Annotated in this window: 19 protein-coding genes; 11 read left to right on the top strand and 8 right to left on the bottom strand. The window is 42.6% G+C overall.

Translation table 11 applies throughout. The features are described 5' to 3' along the window. Positions 1–17: 17 nt before the first annotated feature. Positions 18–719 carry a Uma2 family endonuclease gene (locus tag ACE3JL_RS08535; RefSeq protein WP_375329271.1) on the bottom strand — a complete coding sequence of 234 codons (702 nt, stop codon included), beginning with the start codon at positions 717–719 and terminating at the stop codon, positions 18–20. Positions 720–882: 163 nt separating this feature from the next. Between ACE3JL_RS08535 and ACE3JL_RS08530 the strand changes: the two genes are divergently transcribed. From ACE3JL_RS08530 to ACE3JL_RS08520, 3 genes are all read left to right on the top strand, one after another. Then, the gene (locus ACE3JL_RS08530; RefSeq protein ID WP_271988964.1) at positions 883–2,676 is read left to right on the top strand and encodes a fatty acyl-AMP ligase; all 1,794 of its coding nucleotides are present in this window, start codon (positions 883–885) and stop codon (positions 2,674–2,676) included. Between the two features lie 162 nt (positions 2,677–2,838). Next, on the top strand, positions 2,839–3,105 hold the full coding sequence (locus tag ACE3JL_RS08525; RefSeq protein ID WP_271988963.1) for a type II toxin-antitoxin system HicA family toxin: 267 nt from the start codon (positions 2,839–2,841) through the stop codon (positions 3,103–3,105). Next, positions 3,089–3,301, top strand: a complete 213-nt coding sequence (locus ACE3JL_RS08520) for a type II toxin-antitoxin system HicB family antitoxin (RefSeq protein ID WP_151696174.1) — start codon at positions 3,089–3,091, stop codon at positions 3,299–3,301. Before ACE3JL_RS08525 ends, ACE3JL_RS08520 begins: the two co-directional genes overlap by 17 nt. A 140-nt stretch (positions 3,302–3,441) precedes the next feature. Here ACE3JL_RS08520 and lspA read toward each other — a convergent pair whose 3' ends face one another. Genes lspA through bioB form a run of 3 tightly spaced genes read right to left on the bottom strand, consistent with a single transcriptional unit; the run spans position 3,442 to position 5,640 of the window. Continuing rightward, a complete protein-coding gene (lspA, locus tag ACE3JL_RS08515; RefSeq protein WP_110577804.1) occupies positions 3,442–3,912 on the bottom strand; it encodes a signal peptidase II in 471 nt (156 codons plus the stop codon). 11 nt (positions 3,913–3,923) lie between these two features. Beyond that, a complete protein-coding gene (locus ACE3JL_RS08510; protein WP_271988962.1) occupies positions 3,924–4,574 on the bottom strand; it encodes a biotin transporter BioY in 651 nt (216 codons plus the stop codon). Next, the gene (gene bioB, locus ACE3JL_RS08505) at positions 4,546–5,640 is read right to left on the bottom strand and encodes a biotin synthase BioB (RefSeq protein WP_271988961.1); all 1,095 of its coding nucleotides are present in this window, start codon (positions 5,638–5,640) and stop codon (positions 4,546–4,548) included. The genes ACE3JL_RS08510 and bioB overlap by 29 nt, the downstream gene beginning before the upstream one ends. 133 nt (positions 5,641–5,773) lie before the next feature. Here bioB and rfbC point away from each other — a divergent pair, with 133 nt between their 5' ends. From rfbC to ACE3JL_RS08490, 3 genes are read left to right on the top strand one after another with little or no spacing between them, the layout of a single operon-like run. Continuing rightward, positions 5,774–6,319, top strand: a complete 546-nt coding sequence (gene rfbC / locus ACE3JL_RS08500; RefSeq protein WP_375329270.1) for a dTDP-4-dehydrorhamnose 3,5-epimerase — start codon at positions 5,774–5,776, stop codon at positions 6,317–6,319. Positions 6,320–6,324: 5 nt separating this feature from the next. Then, positions 6,325–7,200 carry a dTDP-4-dehydrorhamnose reductase gene (gene rfbD, locus ACE3JL_RS08495; protein WP_375329269.1) on the top strand — a complete coding sequence of 292 codons (876 nt, stop codon included), beginning with the start codon at positions 6,325–6,327 and terminating at the stop codon, positions 7,198–7,200. A gap of 4 nt (positions 7,201–7,204) precedes the next feature. Continuing rightward, positions 7,205–8,278: a glucose-1-phosphate thymidylyltransferase gene (locus ACE3JL_RS08490; RefSeq protein WP_375329268.1), complete on the top strand. Its 1,074-nt coding sequence runs from the start codon at positions 7,205–7,207 to the stop codon at positions 8,276–8,278. Here ACE3JL_RS08490 and ACE3JL_RS08485 read toward each other — a convergent pair whose 3' ends face one another. After that, on the bottom strand, positions 8,279–8,419 hold the full coding sequence (locus ACE3JL_RS08485) for a hypothetical protein (protein WP_375329267.1): 141 nt from the start codon (positions 8,417–8,419) through the stop codon (positions 8,279–8,281). A gap of 30 nt (positions 8,420–8,449) precedes the next feature. On the opposite strand from ACE3JL_RS08485, the gene leuB reads away from it, so the two are divergent. From leuB to uvrC, 3 genes are all read left to right on the top strand, one after another. Next, positions 8,450–9,535, top strand: a complete 1,086-nt coding sequence (leuB, locus tag ACE3JL_RS08480; RefSeq protein ID WP_375329266.1) for a 3-isopropylmalate dehydrogenase — start codon at positions 8,450–8,452, stop codon at positions 9,533–9,535. Between the two features lie 79 nt (positions 9,536–9,614). Then, positions 9,615–9,875 (top strand): hypothetical protein, encoded by a 261-nt coding sequence (locus ACE3JL_RS08475; protein ID WP_002734814.1) that lies wholly within the window; start codon positions 9,615–9,617, stop codon positions 9,873–9,875. A gap of 82 nt (positions 9,876–9,957) precedes the next feature. Continuing rightward, a complete protein-coding gene (uvrC, locus tag ACE3JL_RS08470; protein ID WP_375329265.1) occupies positions 9,958–11,835 on the top strand; it encodes an excinuclease ABC subunit UvrC in 1,878 nt (625 codons plus the stop codon). A gap of 68 nt (positions 11,836–11,903) precedes the next feature. Here the strand turns inward: uvrC and ACE3JL_RS08465 are convergent, their stop codons facing one another. Together ACE3JL_RS08465 and ACE3JL_RS08460 are read right to left on the bottom strand one after the other, a co-directional pair. Then, a complete protein-coding gene (locus ACE3JL_RS08465) occupies positions 11,904–12,104 on the bottom strand; it encodes a hypothetical protein (RefSeq protein ID WP_002767176.1) in 201 nt (66 codons plus the stop codon). A gap of 211 nt (positions 12,105–12,315) precedes the next feature. After that, positions 12,316–12,600, bottom strand: a complete 285-nt coding sequence (locus ACE3JL_RS08460; protein ID WP_043995575.1) for a hypothetical protein — start codon at positions 12,598–12,600, stop codon at positions 12,316–12,318. Positions 12,601–13,070: 470 nt separating this feature from the next. Between ACE3JL_RS08460 and ACE3JL_RS08455 the strand changes: the two genes are divergently transcribed. After that, entirely contained in the window at positions 13,071–13,682 is a 612-nt protein-coding gene (locus tag ACE3JL_RS08455; RefSeq protein ID WP_271988954.1) for a DUF3318 domain-containing protein, read from the top strand. Positions 13,683–13,790: 108 nt separating this feature from the next. Next, complete coding sequence (gene recQ, locus ACE3JL_RS08450) at positions 13,791–15,902, top strand: DNA helicase RecQ (protein WP_375329264.1); 2,112 nt, start codon at positions 13,791–13,793, stop codon at positions 15,900–15,902. A gap of 144 nt (positions 15,903–16,046) precedes the next feature. On the opposite strand, the gene ACE3JL_RS08445 is transcribed toward recQ, so the two are convergent. Further along, positions 16,047–16,631: a pseudouridine synthase gene (locus tag ACE3JL_RS08445; RefSeq protein WP_271988952.1), complete on the bottom strand. Its 585-nt coding sequence runs from the start codon at positions 16,629–16,631 to the stop codon at positions 16,047–16,049. Between the last annotated feature and the right edge of the window lie 107 nt (positions 16,632–16,738).

Genomic DNA, 16,738 nt, shown 5'->3' with positions numbered 1-16,738 from the left:
GACTTTTGCCACTTCAGTTAAATTGTATCGGGATCGATGCCTAATTCTCGCAATTTTTGGGCTAATTTTTCCTTGGCTTGTCGTTCCCTTTCTTTTTCTAAAAGAGCCTGTTCTTTTGCCTGTCGTTGCTCTAATTCCGCTTCTTGAGGAGTGGGGACTAATTGACCATCGGCGGTAAAATAACGCAGTTTCCGGTCAAATATCCCTAAATATAATCCTAACTGTTCACTCCAGAGACAACCCTCTTCATTGGGAGAAATGGCTTGATATTGTCCCTCAATTAGTCTAAATCCTTGTAATTCTAACGTATTAGGATCGAACCAAAAATAATTAGGAGTGCGAAAGGTATTTTGATAGAGAATTTTCTTGTTATTGCGGTCAATATTGGCCGTAGAATCGGAAAGAATCTCGACAATTACATCGGGATATTTACCCTGTTCTCCCCAAACTACCCAACTTTTGCGGGGACGTTTTTCGGTATCTAAAACCACAAAAAAATCGGGACCACAGAAATCACGTTTTTTTAGTTGTTCCGCGTTGTAGTAGATAGTTAGATTTCCCGAAGCGTAGTAATCACTCCTCTCGCGCCATAATAATTCTAGACAACTAAGGAGAATGATGATCTGTTGCAGGTGTAGATCACTTTCCAAGGGTGGTTCATCACTCCATAAATCTGTGGGGGGACAGGCAACTTCTGGGATTATGTCTAGGGCTGTCATGACTTTTCCCGGTATTTTAGGATTGACTAATTATAGCTTTTTCTCACTACTTTAGAGATGGTGCTGGGAGATTTTAACCAATAACTTAATCCTACACCTTGACCGATCGCCTTCCGCACCTTATAACTTCTATACAATAGCCCCAATAAGCCCGATAACAACGATGACTGAAACCCTAATTCAACCCGCAACCCTAGTAGAACTCTTACGTTACCGCGCCACGACACAACCAGAGGGCCATGCCTACACTTTTCTTATCGATGGCAAAAAAGAAACCCCACCTTTAACCTACAGTGAACTCGATCGCCAAGCAAGAGCAATCGCCGCCTATTTGCAAAAATACCAAGCTCAAGGAGAACGGGCCCTGTTACTCTATCCTCAAAGTTTAGAAGTAGTGGCCGCTTTTTGTGGTTGTCTCTACGGGGGAGTGATTGCCATTCCCGTCCCCCCACCGGAATCGGGACGACTTAAACGCACTCTGCCCCGTTTACGCGCAATTGTCAAGGATGCTAATGCCACCTTTGCCCTAGTTACCGAAAGTATTTTGACTCTTATTGAAGGTGTTAAGGAAGAATTCCCAGAATTCGACCAAATGAAATGGATTACTACCGAAAGCATTGATATTTCCCTGGCGGATCAATGGCAAGATCCCCAGGTGGATAAATCGGCGCTTGCCTATCTGCAATATACCTCCGGTTCGACTAATATCCCCAAGGGGGTGATGCTAAGTCATTTTAATCTGATGCACCATTGCGGTTACTTGCAAAAAGCTTGTGGTTACGAACCGGATAGCGTTACCCTCACTTGGATGCCCTATTTTCATGATTACGGGTTAGTCGAAGGTATCACCGTCCCCCTCTACAACGGTACACCCTGCTATCTCATGTCTCCCTTTGCTTTTATTAAGCGTCCGATGCAGTGGTTAAAAAATATTACTAAGTACAAAGTTACTCATAGTCAAGCCCCCAACTTCGCCTATGATCTTTGTACTCGTAGGATTAAAGCTGCCGATTTAGCGGAATTAGACCTGAGCAGTTGGCAGGCTGCGGGAAATGCCGCCGAACCGATTAATCCGAAGGTTATGGCCAAATTTGTCGATACTTTTGCAGATTATGGCTTTTCTTGGCAAACTTTCGCCCCTGCCTACGGATTAGCTGAATATACCCTCTTGATTTCCAATAAACCCAAGGGAACCACCCCAATTATCACCGCTTTGGATGCCACCGCCTACGAACGCGGTAAAATTGTCCCTGTAGGCTCCGATCGAACCACGGGAGTTAGATACGTCCCCAGTTGTGGTCGTCGCGTCTGTGATACCCGTATAGCTATGGTTAATCCCGATACTTTCACTCTTTGTGCAGCCGATGAAGTGGGCGAAATTTGGGCCAGTGACCCCAGTATGGCCGCCGGATATTGGCAACGGGAAGACGCAACCAAAGAAACTTTTCAAGCTTATCTTGCTGATACGGGAGAAGGACCGTTTTTACGCACAGGAGATTTAGGTTTTCTTCTCGATGGGGAATTGTATATCACGGGACGGATTAAAGATTTAATTATTGTCCGTGGTAGTAATCATTATCCCCAGGATTTAGAATGGTCAGTACAGCATCTTAATGAGGTTTTTCGTCCCGATTATGGCGCCGCTTTTTCCATTGAAGATAATGGGGAGGAACAGTTAGTTATTGTCCAAGAATTAGAGCGTCGCAGCGGTGAGTTAGATACGGCCAAATTAATTGCTGATATCCGTCAGGAAATCGCCGAAGAACACGAAATTATGACCCATGCCATTGTTTTGGCTAAATCGGGAACAATTCTCAAAACTGCCAGCGGCAAAATTCAACGCCGCGCTATTAAACAGAATTTTCTCAATGGTAATATGAGTGTTATCGATGCTTGGTCAGAAAATCCTCAGTTAGTTAGTAAATTCGATCGCTCTATTTCTGAAACAGAAGCATAGTTTTTTGGGTGGGCAATGCTCACCCGATCGAGGATAAATAATCGTGTTAGGATTAGGTTAGGGATTAAAGTTAGGGTAAACGCCCAAAATGTCACGTTTACAAACACTTTATCCCATGATGTTGAGAGAGCCGACTACTTTGCTTGTATATTTATCGGATGTATGAGTAAACAGGATAAATTATTGATTAAAATTCTTTTAGGTAATTCTGATGCTAACATTCCCTTCGAGCAACTTTGTCAACTACTGAGGAAATTAGGATTTGATCAACGAACACGAGGAAGTCATCATATTTTTACTAAAGAAGGAGTTGAAGAAATTTTAAATCTGCAACCCAAACAAGGAAAAGCAAAAGCCTATCAAGTTAAGCAAATTCGTAGTCTGATTTTAAAATATAAGTTAGGATATCAAGATGAAAATTCGTTATGAACTGATTATTTACTGGAGTAATGAGGAGCAACTATTTATCGTTGAAGTTCCAGAACTTGCAGGATGTATGGCTGATGGAGAAACTTATCAAGAAGCTGTGCAAAATGCTGAAATCATTATTCAACAATGGATTGAAACAGCACAAGAATTAGGGCGAGAAATTCCTGAACCGAAAGGACGTTTATTATTTGCTTGAACAACCGCAGGAATAGTAAAAATGGGTGTTGTAGATAACAATAAAATTAGAAATTTCCTCGATAAGGATTGTGGGGAGTTATTATCAAATAACCTAGACATTAGGATAAATTATCGGGTATTTTATCTCATCGCAAGGCACTACTTAGAACGGGGCGACTTGTGGGGAAAAGTCGAAATTAATAGGCAAATAATCCCGATATTAATAAAAACATCGGCCAGATTAAAAACAGGAAAATTAATCAATCTAAAATCGAGAAAATCCACCACATAACCAAACAAAAAGCGATCGATACCATTGCCGAAAGCCCCTGCTAAAATAAAACCGTAGGCCAATTGTTCCCAACGACTTAAATGCGGTCCAAAGTAAGCAAAAGCCATTAATCCCAAACTAACCAATAAGGATAGCCATTTTAGCCAACCAACACCGCCACGAAAAGCACTAAAAGCCGCCCCAGTATTAATCACATAGGTAAAATGAAAAACTCCCGGAATAATCGGAAAAGTATCACCAATTTGCTCAAAACTCTGCACGGTTATATACTTAGTTACTTGGTCTAAAATTAGACCAATCACCGCCACTATCCAAAACCAGCGATTTTTTTTTAACATTGGCTGTGGCATCAATAAAATAATAATTTACGGAAGAAAAAAGCAATAATTACCACCACACAAATTACTACTAACTGCCCTAAAAATGGCCAGACTGAATAATTCATAAATAGGGTGGGCAAACTATCGGGAAAGGTGATTTGACTGGCTTGGGGCTGAAAAATCGACAATCCCAGCATATATAATAAACCGCACAGATGAATCACTAACAAACCAGCAAAGGCACTGAAAGCCAGAGTTTCTATCTTAGCCCGCCAGCGAAAAGCCAACCAACCACACAGCCATGCCCCCGGCATAAAGCCTAAAATATAGCCAAAACTGGGTTCTTTTAGATAACCCATTCCCCCACCCTGGGCAAACACCGGCAACCAAGTTAAACCCAGAAAAATATAGGCCACCTGGGCAAGAAGCCCGGCATTTTTGCCCCCCAGACAGCCCGTTAATAATACTGCCCCAATTTGGTAAGTTATGCCCAGTTTTTGCGAAGATAGACCCGCAGCCGACCAACTAGCTAGGCTTACTGGAACAAATGTACTAAAAATTGTCAGCAACAAACCAATCAAGGCCCAGATTAACTCATTGGGAACCGATGCGGAAGTGCGCCGCGGCGGAGATTCTCGTCCTCGACGTGATTTAGGTTGCCTGTTGGGGTTGGTATTCACCGGGGATGGGGGCTTCTCCTCCTATTAAACTAAGATCAGCCAACATCGCCTGATCCTGTTGGGGCGGTTGTCCTAGGGTGGTCAAATAATGCCCAATCAGCATAGCATTAATTCCCGATTTTAGCCCCAGATTTTGCAATTCTCCCATCACTGCCTCTCGTCCCCCGGCATAACGGAGAATTTGTTGAGGTAAGATAAACCGGAAAATGGCGATCGCTTTTAGGGCAGTCAAGGGGTCCAGTTTGGGTAAATGACCTAAAGGGGTGCCACTTCTGGGGTTTAATAGGTTAATCGGCACTGATTCCACTTCTAATTCCGCCAAGGAAAAAGCTAAATCAATGCGATCAGTCCAACTTTCCCCCATACCGATAATTCCCCCCGTACAAGCTTGAATTCCTGCCGCTTTCAGGTTTTTTACCGTTTCTACCCGATCCTGCCAACTGTGGGTGGAGACGACGTTAGGATAAAAATTCTCGGAAGCCTCCAGATTGTGATTATAACGGGTAACTCCGGCTTCTTTTAAGGCCTGGGCTTGGGCAAGGGTTAACTCTCCCAAGGCGCAGCAGGGTTTAATCTTGGCTGTTTCGATGATTTCTTGAACTGTGGCCAGTATTTCCTCGAATTCCTGCGATTTAGGGCTATTGTACTTTAATCCCCGGCCTTGACTAACTAAACAGAAGCGTTTGGCCCCTGCGTCGGCTGCCGCTTTCGCATGGGTGACGATTTCCTCACGGCTTTTTAAACCGTAGATAGGCGAATCTTGACCGGGATGGTGGGCGGATTGGGAACAAAAACTGCAATTTTCCGAACAACTTCCCGATTTTATGTTGATAATGCTACATAAATCCACCGTATTACCACAACAGGCCTGACGAATGCGATCGGCAGCTTCACATAAGCTGAAAATATTTTCCTGACCTTCGATCGCAGTTAAAGCGAGGGCCTCTTGCTTACTGAGTCGATCGCCAGCGATAATCTGATTAGCCCTAGTCTGTAACCAGTTTTTTAAGGCTTCTCCCTCCACGGGGATAGATTGAGTAGCGGTGTGTGTAGAGACTTGTACCACGTCGTTTATGCTCTAACTAAGTTAGGCTCATCTTATCATTGTTCAGTTACCCTGGAAAGATTAATAAAAAACTTTAGAAAAAAATACCCTTTTGTGCTAGACTACCCGCAAAAGTTATCTTGTCTCCGATTTTATGAAAGTTATTCCGACGGAAATTCCCGATGTTTTAATCATTGAACCGCAAGTTTACGGAGACGATCGAGGTTTTTTCTTGGAGAGTTTTAATCAGAAAGATTTTCGAGAAAAAACTGGGGTTAATACCACTTTTGTCCAGGATAATCACTCTATGTCCCTAAAAAATGTCCTGCGAGGATTGCACTATCAAATCCCCAATCCCCAGGGTAAATTGGTGCGAGTGGTGAACGGTAGTGTTTTTGATGTAGCAGTGGATGCGCGTCAAAGTTCCCCCACTTTTGGGCAATGGGTAAGCTGTGTTTTAAGTGCGGAAAATAAACGGATTTTCTGGGTTCCCGAAGGTTTTGCCCATGGCTTTATAGTTCTCTCGGAACGAGCCGAATTTCTCTACAAAACCACTAATTATTATTATCCACAGTACGAAAAAACCATTTTATGGAATGATGCCGATTTAGGGATTGATTGGCCCCTAGAGAACCCGCCGATTCTCTCCCCTAAAGACCAAGCTGGACAACCCTTTAAATCCGTGGAAGTTTTCCCCTAAAGACGATGAAAAAAGTTTTACTAATTGGTGCTAAAGGTCAAGTGGGACAAGAGTTACAAGTAACTTTACAATTCTTGGGTGAAGTTATTAGTATCGGTCGAGAAGAACTAGATTTAACTAACTCGGAAAAAATCAGCCAGTTAATTAGGGAAATTCACCCCGATTATCTGGTTAATGCCGCCGCTTATACGGCAGTGGATAAAGCCGAAATCGAGCCAGATTTAGCCTATTCTATCAATGCTATAGCCCCAAAAATTATGGCGGAATCTGCCGAGAAAATTCAAGCTAAATTTCTCCACATTTCCACCGATTATGTCTTTGATGGTCGGAAAAATACCCCCTATCTAGAAACCGATCTAACTAATCCTTTAGGGGTTTATGGACAATCAAAGTTAAGGGGAGAAGAGGAGATTAAAACTGTTAATTCTCAAGCAATTATCCTGCGGACTGCTTGGGTTTACGGCAGTTATGGTAAGAGTAATTTTGTCAAAACTATGCTGAGATTAGGCAAGGAAAGAGAGGAGTTAAAAGTAGTGGTGGATCAGGTGGGAAGTCCCACTTGGTCCAAAGATATCGCCACGGCCATTACTCAGCTTCTAATTAATGCCGATAATCCCACAGGAATCTATAATTTTACTAATAGCGGTGTTGCCAGTTGGTTTGATTTAACTAAAGCGATTTTTGAGGAGGCAAAAATAAGCGGTATTCCCTTAAAAATTCAGAGAGTAATTCCCATTACTACTGCTGAATATCCTACCCCAGCAGTGCGTCCAGCCTACTCGGTTCTTTCTGGTCAAAAAATCTCGCAACAATTGGGTTATATTCCTCCCTATTGGCGAGATTCTCTCAAAGCGATGCTCAACCAACTATTTAATCTTTAAAACTATGAAAGCACTAATTTTATCCGGTGGCAAAGGTACGAGGTTACGTCCCCTAACTTATACTGGGGCAAAACAGTTAGTTCCCGTGGCTAATAAACCGATTTTATGGTATGGAATCGAGTCAATTGTTGCCGCAGGAATTACCGATATTGGCATTATTATCAGTCCCGAAACCGGGGAAGAAATTCGTCAGACCACGGGCAGTGGTGAACAGTTTGGCGCTAAGATAACTTATATTCGCCAAGATCAACCTGCTGGATTAGCTCACGCTGTCAAAACTGCCCAATCTTTCCTAGGAGATTCCCCCTTTATTATGTACTTAGGTGATAACCTAATCGAGGATGATTTATCGCCCTTTTTAGAGTCTTTTCATCAACAGTCCCTTGATGCTTTAATTCTCCTGCGAAAAGTGTCTAATCCTAGTGCTTTTGGGGTGGCAAAAGTAGATGAAACTGGCAAAGTTTTATACTTAGTCGAAAAACCCAAAGAACCCCCCTCAAATTTAGCTTTGGTGGGGATTTATTTTTTTGCTCCCACCATTCATCAAGCGATCGCATCTATTCAACCTTCGGGCCGGGGTGAGTTAGAAATTACCGACGCTATCCAAGAATTAATCAATCAAAATAAAGCAGTAGAAGCGAATAAACTACTGGGTTGGTGGTTAGATACGGGTAAAAAAGATGATTTATTAGAAGCAAATCGGATTATCCTCGATACCTCTCTAGAAATCGCTTTACTAGGAGAAATTGATCCTAATAGTCAGGTGATTGGACGGGTACAAATTGGCCAGGGTAGTAAAATTATTAATAGTACCATTCGCGGTCCTGTCATTATTGGAGAAAATTGTCACATTGAGAATTGTTTTATCGGTCCCTACAGCAGTATAGCTAATGGAGTAAAATTAATTGATGCCGACATAGAACACAGTGTTATTCTCAAAGATGCCACAATTATTGGCATTCATCAGCGCATAGTTGATAGTGTTATCGGACGACGGGCAAAATTAGAAATCGCACCCCAACGTCCAAAAGCTTTACGCTTTATGATTGGGGATGATTCCCATGTGGAATTAGTATAGTTATTGGGGATTAAATGCCTGTTTAATTAATACCGGAGGATCGAGAATTTCCCTAGCTAATTCGCCAGCGGTTTCCCAGCTTTTCTGAGAAAGATTGACATTTTTAGAAGAAAAAAGCCCACCTAACTGTGTTATAATCAAGAGTCTGACCTATTTTACCGTTCTAGAACTATGACGCAACAGTATCGCATTACCCTACTACCCGGCGATGGCATCGGGCCGGAAATCCTCGCTGTCACCGTAGAGATACTGAAAGTCATCGGTAAAAAATTTGACCTCCAGTTTGACTTCCAAACCGCTTTAATTGGAGGGGCAGCCATTGATGAAACCGGCAATCCTCTCCCCGAAGCAACTCTGAGCGCCTGTAAAAATAGTGACGCTGTTCTCTTGGCCGCTATTGGGGGTTATAAATGGGATAATTTGCCTCGGCAGCAAAGACCAGAAACGGGATTATTAGGCTTAAGATCTGGTTTAGGTCTTTTTGCTAATTTACGTCCTGCCACCATTTTTCCGCAATTAATCGACGCTTCTAGTCTCAAACGGGAGATTATCGAGGGAGTGGATATCATGGTCGTCCGGGAATTGACTGGGGGTGTCTATTTCGGTCAACCGAAGGGAATTTTTGAGACGGAAACGGGAGAAAAATGCGGTGTAAATACCATGGTTTACTTGGAATCGGAGGTGGACCGCATCGCTAAGGTGGCCTTTGAAATTGCCCAAAAACGCGGTAAAAAACTCTGTTCCGTCGATAAAGCTAATGTTCTTGATGTTTCCCAACTCTGGCGCGACCGGATGACGAAAATCGCCGCTAATTATCCCGATGTGGAACTTTCCCATCTCTACGTCGATAACGCAGCCATGCAGTTAGTCCGGGCCCCCAAACAATTTGATACTATCGTCACGGGCAATTTATTCGGTGATATTCTCTCCGATGAAGCGGCCATGTTAACCGGTAGTATCGGAATGTTACCCTCCGCTAGTTTAGGGACTGCTGGGGTGGGAGTTTTTGAACCCGTCCACGGTTCGGCCCCGGATATCGCCGGCCAAGATACGGCCAATCCGATCGCCCAGATTCTCAGTGCTGCTATGATGTTAAAATATGGGCTAAATCAGCCTTTAGCGGCAGCATCGCTGGAAAAAGCCGTAGAAAAAGTCTTAGACCTCGGTTATCGTACTGGAGATATTTTCTCAGAAGGTATGACCTTAGTGGGATGCCAAGCTATGGGCCAGGCCATCCTGAAAGTTTTAGAATCATAACAAAAGTGACAAATTCAGAAATCGTCATATACCATTGATTTAATAAATACGTCGATTTAATCGTGGGGAGACGAGTGATATGGTGGCCCTATCCGAGAAAACAGAACAACAGCGTGTCGATATGGAAATCCCAATTTTGTTAGATCCTACTGTCTTACGGGCAGCCAGACGCATTTATCGCATCTACTGTACCCTCAACAGCCGAGTTAGTAAACGTCCTTTCGGTGTCGCTATTAACCGCGACAATCATCGCGGTCAATTGATTTTTAACAATAAACCGATTCTTCTCCCTGGGGAGTGTTTTGTCCCGATTAAGCAAATCGAATCGGAAGCCTATTAATTTTTGTGAAGATTTGCCCTAAATATCTTGCCAAACGTCAGCTAATACCCACTGACGTAATTTTTTTGTCTAATATAAAAAGATGTTCGGGAATAATCTTAACTCTACCCTAATCCAAGACCTCGATCGCCTAGAAAATCGTCTTCGGGAAATTCCCCTCGAACCGGGGGTGTACTTCCTGCGCGACCAAAATGGCGAAATTCTCTACATCGGTAAATCCAAAAAACTCCGGTCTAGAGTCCGTTCCTATTTTCGTCCCAGTCAACCCCTCAGTCCCCGCATTGCTTTGATGGTGCGACAGGTGACAGAAATTGAATTTATCGTCACCGACACAGAAGCAGAATCTTTGGCCCTGGAAGCTAATCTAATTAAACAACATCAGCCCCATTTTAATACTCTCCTCAAGGACGATAAAAAATATCCATACATTTGTATTACTTGGTCGGAAACCTACCCGCGCATTTTTATTACCCGCAAACGGAGCATAAATAACCAAAAAGACCGTTATTATGGTCCCTACGTCGATACCAGGCTGCTGCGCTACACTTTACACCTAATTAAACGCACTTTTCCCCTGCGTCAACGTCCCCAACCTCTGTTTAAAGACCGTCCCTGTTTAAATTATGATATCGGTCGTTGTCCGGGGGTTTGTCAAAAATTAATTAGTCCCCAGGATTATCGAGAAACCTTGCAGAAAGTAGCGATGATTTTTCAGGGAAGGACGGGGGAATTATTAGACAAATTAGCGACAAAGATGCTCGCAGCGTCGGAAAACCTAGATTTTGAACAAGCGGCCACGATTAGGGATCAAATTCGCGGATTACAGGCCCTTAATACCGATCAAAAAGTCTCTTTACCTGATGATACCGTATCCCGGGACGCGATCGCTTTAGCTAAGGACGAGCAGCATTGTTGCATACAATTATTCCAAGTGCGTTCCGGTCGTTTGGTGGGACGTTTGGGATTTTTTGCCGATAGTCAGTCAGCAAACGAGGGAGAAATCTTGCAAAAAGTTCTGGAAGAACATTATTTATCGGTGGAAGGGGTGGAAATTCCCAGCGAAATCCTGTTACCCTGCGAATTACCGGAAGGTGAGGTGTTAGCGGGGTGGTTAAGGGAAAAAAAAGGTCGCAAAGTCGAGTTAACTGTCCCCCAACGGCAAAGTAAAGCGGATTTATTAGCTATGGTGGAGAAAAACGCTCTTTATGAGTTAGAAAAGACGAAAAGAAGCGCCGACCGGGATTTACAGTCTTTGCAGGATTTAGCGGTAATTCTCGATTTACCGGCACTACCGCACCGCATCGAGGGTTATGATATTTCTCATATTCAGGGTTCTAATGCAGTCGCGTCGGGAGTGGTGTTTATCGATGGGGTGGCCGCTAATCAACATTATCGTCACTATAAAATCAAAAATCCCGAGGTTAAAATCGGCCATTCCGATGATTTTGCCAGTTTAGCAGAAGTAATTCGCCGGCGTTTCCGTCGTTATGCCGAAAATCCCGATAATATTGCCGAAAGTGATGAGTTTCCCGATTTGGTCATGATTGATGGGGGAAAAGGACAATTATCGGCAGTGGTGGCAGTTTTAGGGGAGATGAATTTATTAGAACAGGTAAAAGTTGTTAGTTTAGCTAAACAGAGAGAGGAGATTTTTTTACCAGGGGAATCCTCTCCTTTAGAGACAGATAAGGAACAACCCGGAGTGCAATTATTGCGTCGAGTCAGGGATGAAGCGCATCGCTTTGCTGTTAGCTTTCACCGACAACAAAGGATGCAAAAAAGTCGCCGTTCCCGTCTGGATGAGATACCGGGTTTAGGTTTTAAGCGACAAAAAGATTTATTAGCTCATTTTCATTCTCTGGATTATATTCGCGAAGCTTCCCCAGAACAATTGCAACAGGTGACAGGAATTGGGGAACAATTAGCTAAGGAAATTTATAATTATTTTCATCCTAGGTAGGGATAAGCTGTTGAAGAATATAAGGCGGTGTGTTTTTGCGTAACAGTGCAGAAATTAGAATATTGGTATCAAGAACGAGACGCAGCACGAGTTTCTCGGATAGCCTCATTGATAGATTCTTCGATTTCTTCCTCGGAATAACGCAAGTTACGTTCTTGGACAGAATCCACGGTTTCTTCAAAGCTCAGTCTTTGTGACGTTTCTTCAAAGTATCCCTTTTTTGCGCCTTTTTGTCCTAAAGCTGATCCGGTTAGTGACCAACGTACCATGATTTTTCTCCTTTAGCCCCTAAACGCATAAACATCATAACCTATTTCTAGCAACAATTAGAAAGAATAAATTTTAACCTCAGATAAGGTGCTTTACACCCAACTAAGAATAACCGTTGGTGTGGTTGGGTTTCGCTTTTTCAATCGAATTGAGCCATTTTCGACCCCGTATTGTTTCGCTTAACTCAACCTAGGAGGCCGAAAACCTAAACTAACGCGGAGTAACTTCACTCAACGCTTCTTGCAGCACTTCATCACTTACACCATGACGCTTCAAACTAGCAACGAGAGCAGAAATTGTATCTCCCTCTAGACGCTCCAAATCCGCACGCAGCCCTTGTCCAATGTAAGCACGCATCAAAGGTTGATAACCTGAGAAACCAAGCAACGGTGCAACCCGCTTTAAATCTTCAATCACATCTTCGGGAATACGAATCGTGATTGTAGTCATAGGGCGATTTTTCTCCAGTCGTTTTTTTAATGCCTCAACTTTCATAATACCGTCATGGTTGATCGGGTTAATCCTAGATTTCTCGTCATTCCAAACAAAAGTAATGCCACTGAGGACAAAATAGACATCCATAACTTGTAGTATAGGCAGGATGTATTTACATTGTCAATACTTTATTAACACACCCTACGAGAGCAGCAATTATTGTAGCGACTGTATCGCCAGTTCGTTCATCGGGTTCGGCTTCACCTTCCCGTTAACGTAGTCGCAAGCGGTTCGGGTGTTACCTGGAGTTGGCAAGATACGGTTAGGACTGGTTTCATCCCCTCATTAATAATCAATACATGAGGATGTTGAGAAAGATGCAAGAATTTATGGGCGATTTTCGGGGCATCGAACCCCTCAAAGCCGAACGGTAGGGACTCACGCAGTTTCGTTGAGAAAATTGTTGGAAAAGAGATATTAACTCAGAAAGCGATTATACTCAATGATCGAAGACTATTGGCCGGCGATCGATGAACCAAGACCACGAGATTAGTCATTTACTAGACCTCATGCCTGCTTCGGGACGGATGATGACCCGCATTGTCAGCAAACCCGAAAGCAGCAAGGTAATCGAAACTAATTTTCCCCTACCCTGGCAAAGAGGAGTCAGACCGATTCCAATTAATTTTGACCTCTGGCGGCAATTATCAAGATCCCAACGGGATTTAGTCTTGTTAAGGGCCGTCTGTGTTTTAACGGCAGTAAAATGGTTTAAACCCGATCTCGATCGAGTAATTGCCCTGGCTGGTATGATCGGTTTAACCGTGGAAACCCTGCAAACCGATGCCGTCGGTATGGCAGTAGCGGGGGGTTTAACTGCCTTGGCAATTAACCGGATTTGGCGAGAAAAACGCAGCCCCCAACGGGAATTAGACGCGGATGAAGCAGCCCTAAAAGTGGCCGTTAGACGCGGTTACACGGAAACCGAGGCCGCTAAAAGCTTATTATCGGCTATTGAGACTATAGCTGAAATTGAGGGGCGATCGAGTCTCAATTTTAACGAGTTATTGCGCTGTCAGAATCTGAAAAAATTAGCTAATCTCTCCTTTGTGGGTGTTCCCGATCAGGTGAGACAATCCTAGGGTCAGTGGTTTTGGCTATCAGCTTTCTTTTTACTGATTACCGATCACTGACTACTTAAATCCCTAACCTTAAAATAACTGCCACAAAAATATTTTTCCCCTTGCTCAATGGCTGCAATTGACTCTTTAGAAAAAGTCTTAAAATATCACTTTGGCTACGATCAATTTCGACCGAATCAACGCCAAATAATTGAGGCTGCTTTAAACAATCAGGATTTATTAGTAATTATGCCCACTGGAGGCGGTAAATCTCTCTGTTTCCAGCTACCTGCTTTAATCAAAAAAGGGGTGACGGTGGTGGTTTCTCCCTTAATTGCTTTAATGCAGGATCAAGTAACTGCTTTAGCTGATAATGGCATCGGGGCAACATTTCTCAATAGCACTTTAAACGCTAAACAAGTCAGAGAAAGAGAATCTTTAATCCTGCAAGGAAAAATTAAACTGTTATATGTCGCCCCAGAAAGATTATTATCGCCTAGTTTTTTAGACTTTTTAGCTGTTATTGATAATTACCTCGGTTTAGCCTGTTTAGCGGTAGATGAAGCTCACTGTGTCTCCGATTGGGGTCATGATTTTCGCCCTGAATATCGACAAATTAAACAAGTTCGTCAACGCTTTCCCTCCGTGCCAATTCTGGCTTTAACTGCCACCGCTACCCAACAGGTGAGGGAAGATATTATCCAACAATTAGGATTGCGAGATACTTCCATTCATATTGCTAGTTTTAATCGTCCTAATCTTTATTATGAAGTTCAACCTAAAACCAGTAAATCTTATCAGCAATTGTATCAATATATTAAGGGACAAAAAGGAGCAGGAATAGTTTACTGTATCAGCCGTAAAACCGTCGATCAAGTAGCCGAACATTTACAAAAAGATGGTATTGATGCCCTACCCTATCACGCGGGTATGGATGATCGAGAAAGAAGCCAAAATCAAACCCGTTTTATTCGGGATGATGTGCAGATTATGGTGGCTACAATTGCCTTTGGTATGGGGATTAATAAACCAGATGTGCGCTTTGTCGTTCATTACGATTTACCTCGCAATTTAGAGGGATATTATCAAGAATCTGGCCGCGCTGGTAGGGACGGAGAACCGGCTAAATGTACCCTCTTTTTTAGCTTTGCCGATGCCAGAAAAATAGAGTATTTTATTAATCAAAAAACCGAGCCAAATGAACAACAGAAAGCTCGTCAACAATTGCGACAGGTGTTAGATTATGCCGAAGGGACTGAATGCAGAAGATCGAGTGTACTAGGCTACTTTGGAGAAAGTTTTGCGGGTAACTGTGGTAACTGTGATAACTGTCGGAATGGGAACAATTCTGAGGATTGGACAATCGAGGCACAAAAATTTTTATCCTGTGTGGCGCGGACGGGACAAAAATTCGGTATGATGCACATAATCAACGTACTCAGGGGAGGAAAAGGTGAAAAAATCACCCAATATCAACATCACTTATTATCCACTTATGGCATCGGTAAGGATAAAACTCTCGGGGAGTGGAAACGTTTAAGTCGTTCCCTCGTCCAACAAAATCTGCTGGTAGAAACAGAAGACAATTTTAGAATCTTGAAACTTAATCAACACAGTTGGGAAGTGATGCGGAAAGAACGTTCCGTGTTTATTGCCGTCCCCCAAAAAGCTAACGGTCCAATCCTGGGAGACGACAATCCCAATACGATGGAAAGTGATTTATTATTCGATCGCTTGCGGCAATTGCGGAAGAAAATTGCCGATAGTCAAGGGATTCCTCCCTATGTTATTTTCCATGATTCTAGTCTGCGTTTGATGGCCCAATCAAAACCCCGGAGTTTAGAGCAGTTTCGTCAAATTTCTGGAGTAGTACACAACAAAGTACAGCAGTATGGGGATATATTTATAGCTGCAATTAATGATTTTTGTCAGGATAGTCTTCCCTCTACTCAATTCCTGACTCTCCAATACTATCAAGATGGTTTGAATGCGGAAGAAATCGCTCGCAAAAGAAGCTTAAAAGTCTCAACCATCTATGAACATTTAGCTAAATTGCTGGAAGCAGGTTACGCAATTGATATTAATCAGTTGGTTTCTAAGAATAAACAGGAATATATTTGTTTAGCGATTAAAAAAGTGGGCAATCAATCCCTAAAAACTCTCAAAGAAAGTCTAGGAGATAATTATAGTTATGAGGAAATTAAATTAGTTGTTGCTTGGCAAAGACGACCCCGGCAATAACGCTGGAGGAACTCTTTTAATGCAAACCCTCACTTTAAAAGGTATAGGAGACTGAGAAGAAGGGAGAAGGGAGTTAGATTTGTTCAGCAAACCCTATCTATAGAAACAAAAGGATTTTAATCTGGATGCAGTTGCTTAGATAAATTATAACCTTTCTAAGGCTTTTCTCTCTTTTTCAGTCACTTCTCTCCATTGACCGGGTTGCAATCCTGTTAAGCATAATTTATTGTTTTTGTCAATAGTAATAGCTGTTCTAATTAACCTTAAAGTCGGATAACCAACGGCAGCAGTCATCCGTCTTACCTGACGATTTCTCCCCTCAGTTAAAGTAATTTCTAACCAAGCGGTGGGGACAGATTTTCGATAACGAATCGGTGGCTCTCTCGGTGGTAAATCTGGTTCAAAATCTAGTAAATTAACTATTGCTGGTCGAGTAATATAATCCTGAATATGAAGACCTTGACGCAATTTTTCTAAAGCATTTAGGTCAGGAATTCTTTCTACTTGTACCCAATAGCTACGCAAATGGGCAAATTGACGATGACCCAAACGATGCTGTAATTGACCGTTATCTGTGAGTAATAATAATCCCTCACTATCCCTATCTAAACGACCGACGGAATAGATCTTCGGGATGGGAAGATAATCTTTTAAAGTTGAGCGACCATGTTCATCAGTAAACTGACATAATACATCGTAGGGTTTATAAAAAAGGATATGTTTATTCAAAGTAAAAAGAAGTCAGGGAATAGAAGTCAGGAGCTTGTTGCTTTTATCGGTAAACAGTAATCGGTGAAAAGAAAGATCAAAACTTGCCACTTAATACTATTCACTGA

Source organism: Microcystis sp. BLCC-F210 (assembly GCF_042134685.1).
In the GTDB taxonomy this organism is placed as follows: Bacteria; Cyanobacteriota; Cyanobacteriia; order Cyanobacteriales; family Microcystaceae; genus Microcystis; species Microcystis aeruginosa_D.
Note: the sequence above shows the minus strand (reverse complement) of the source record. Positions and strands in the feature narration are given on the sequence as shown.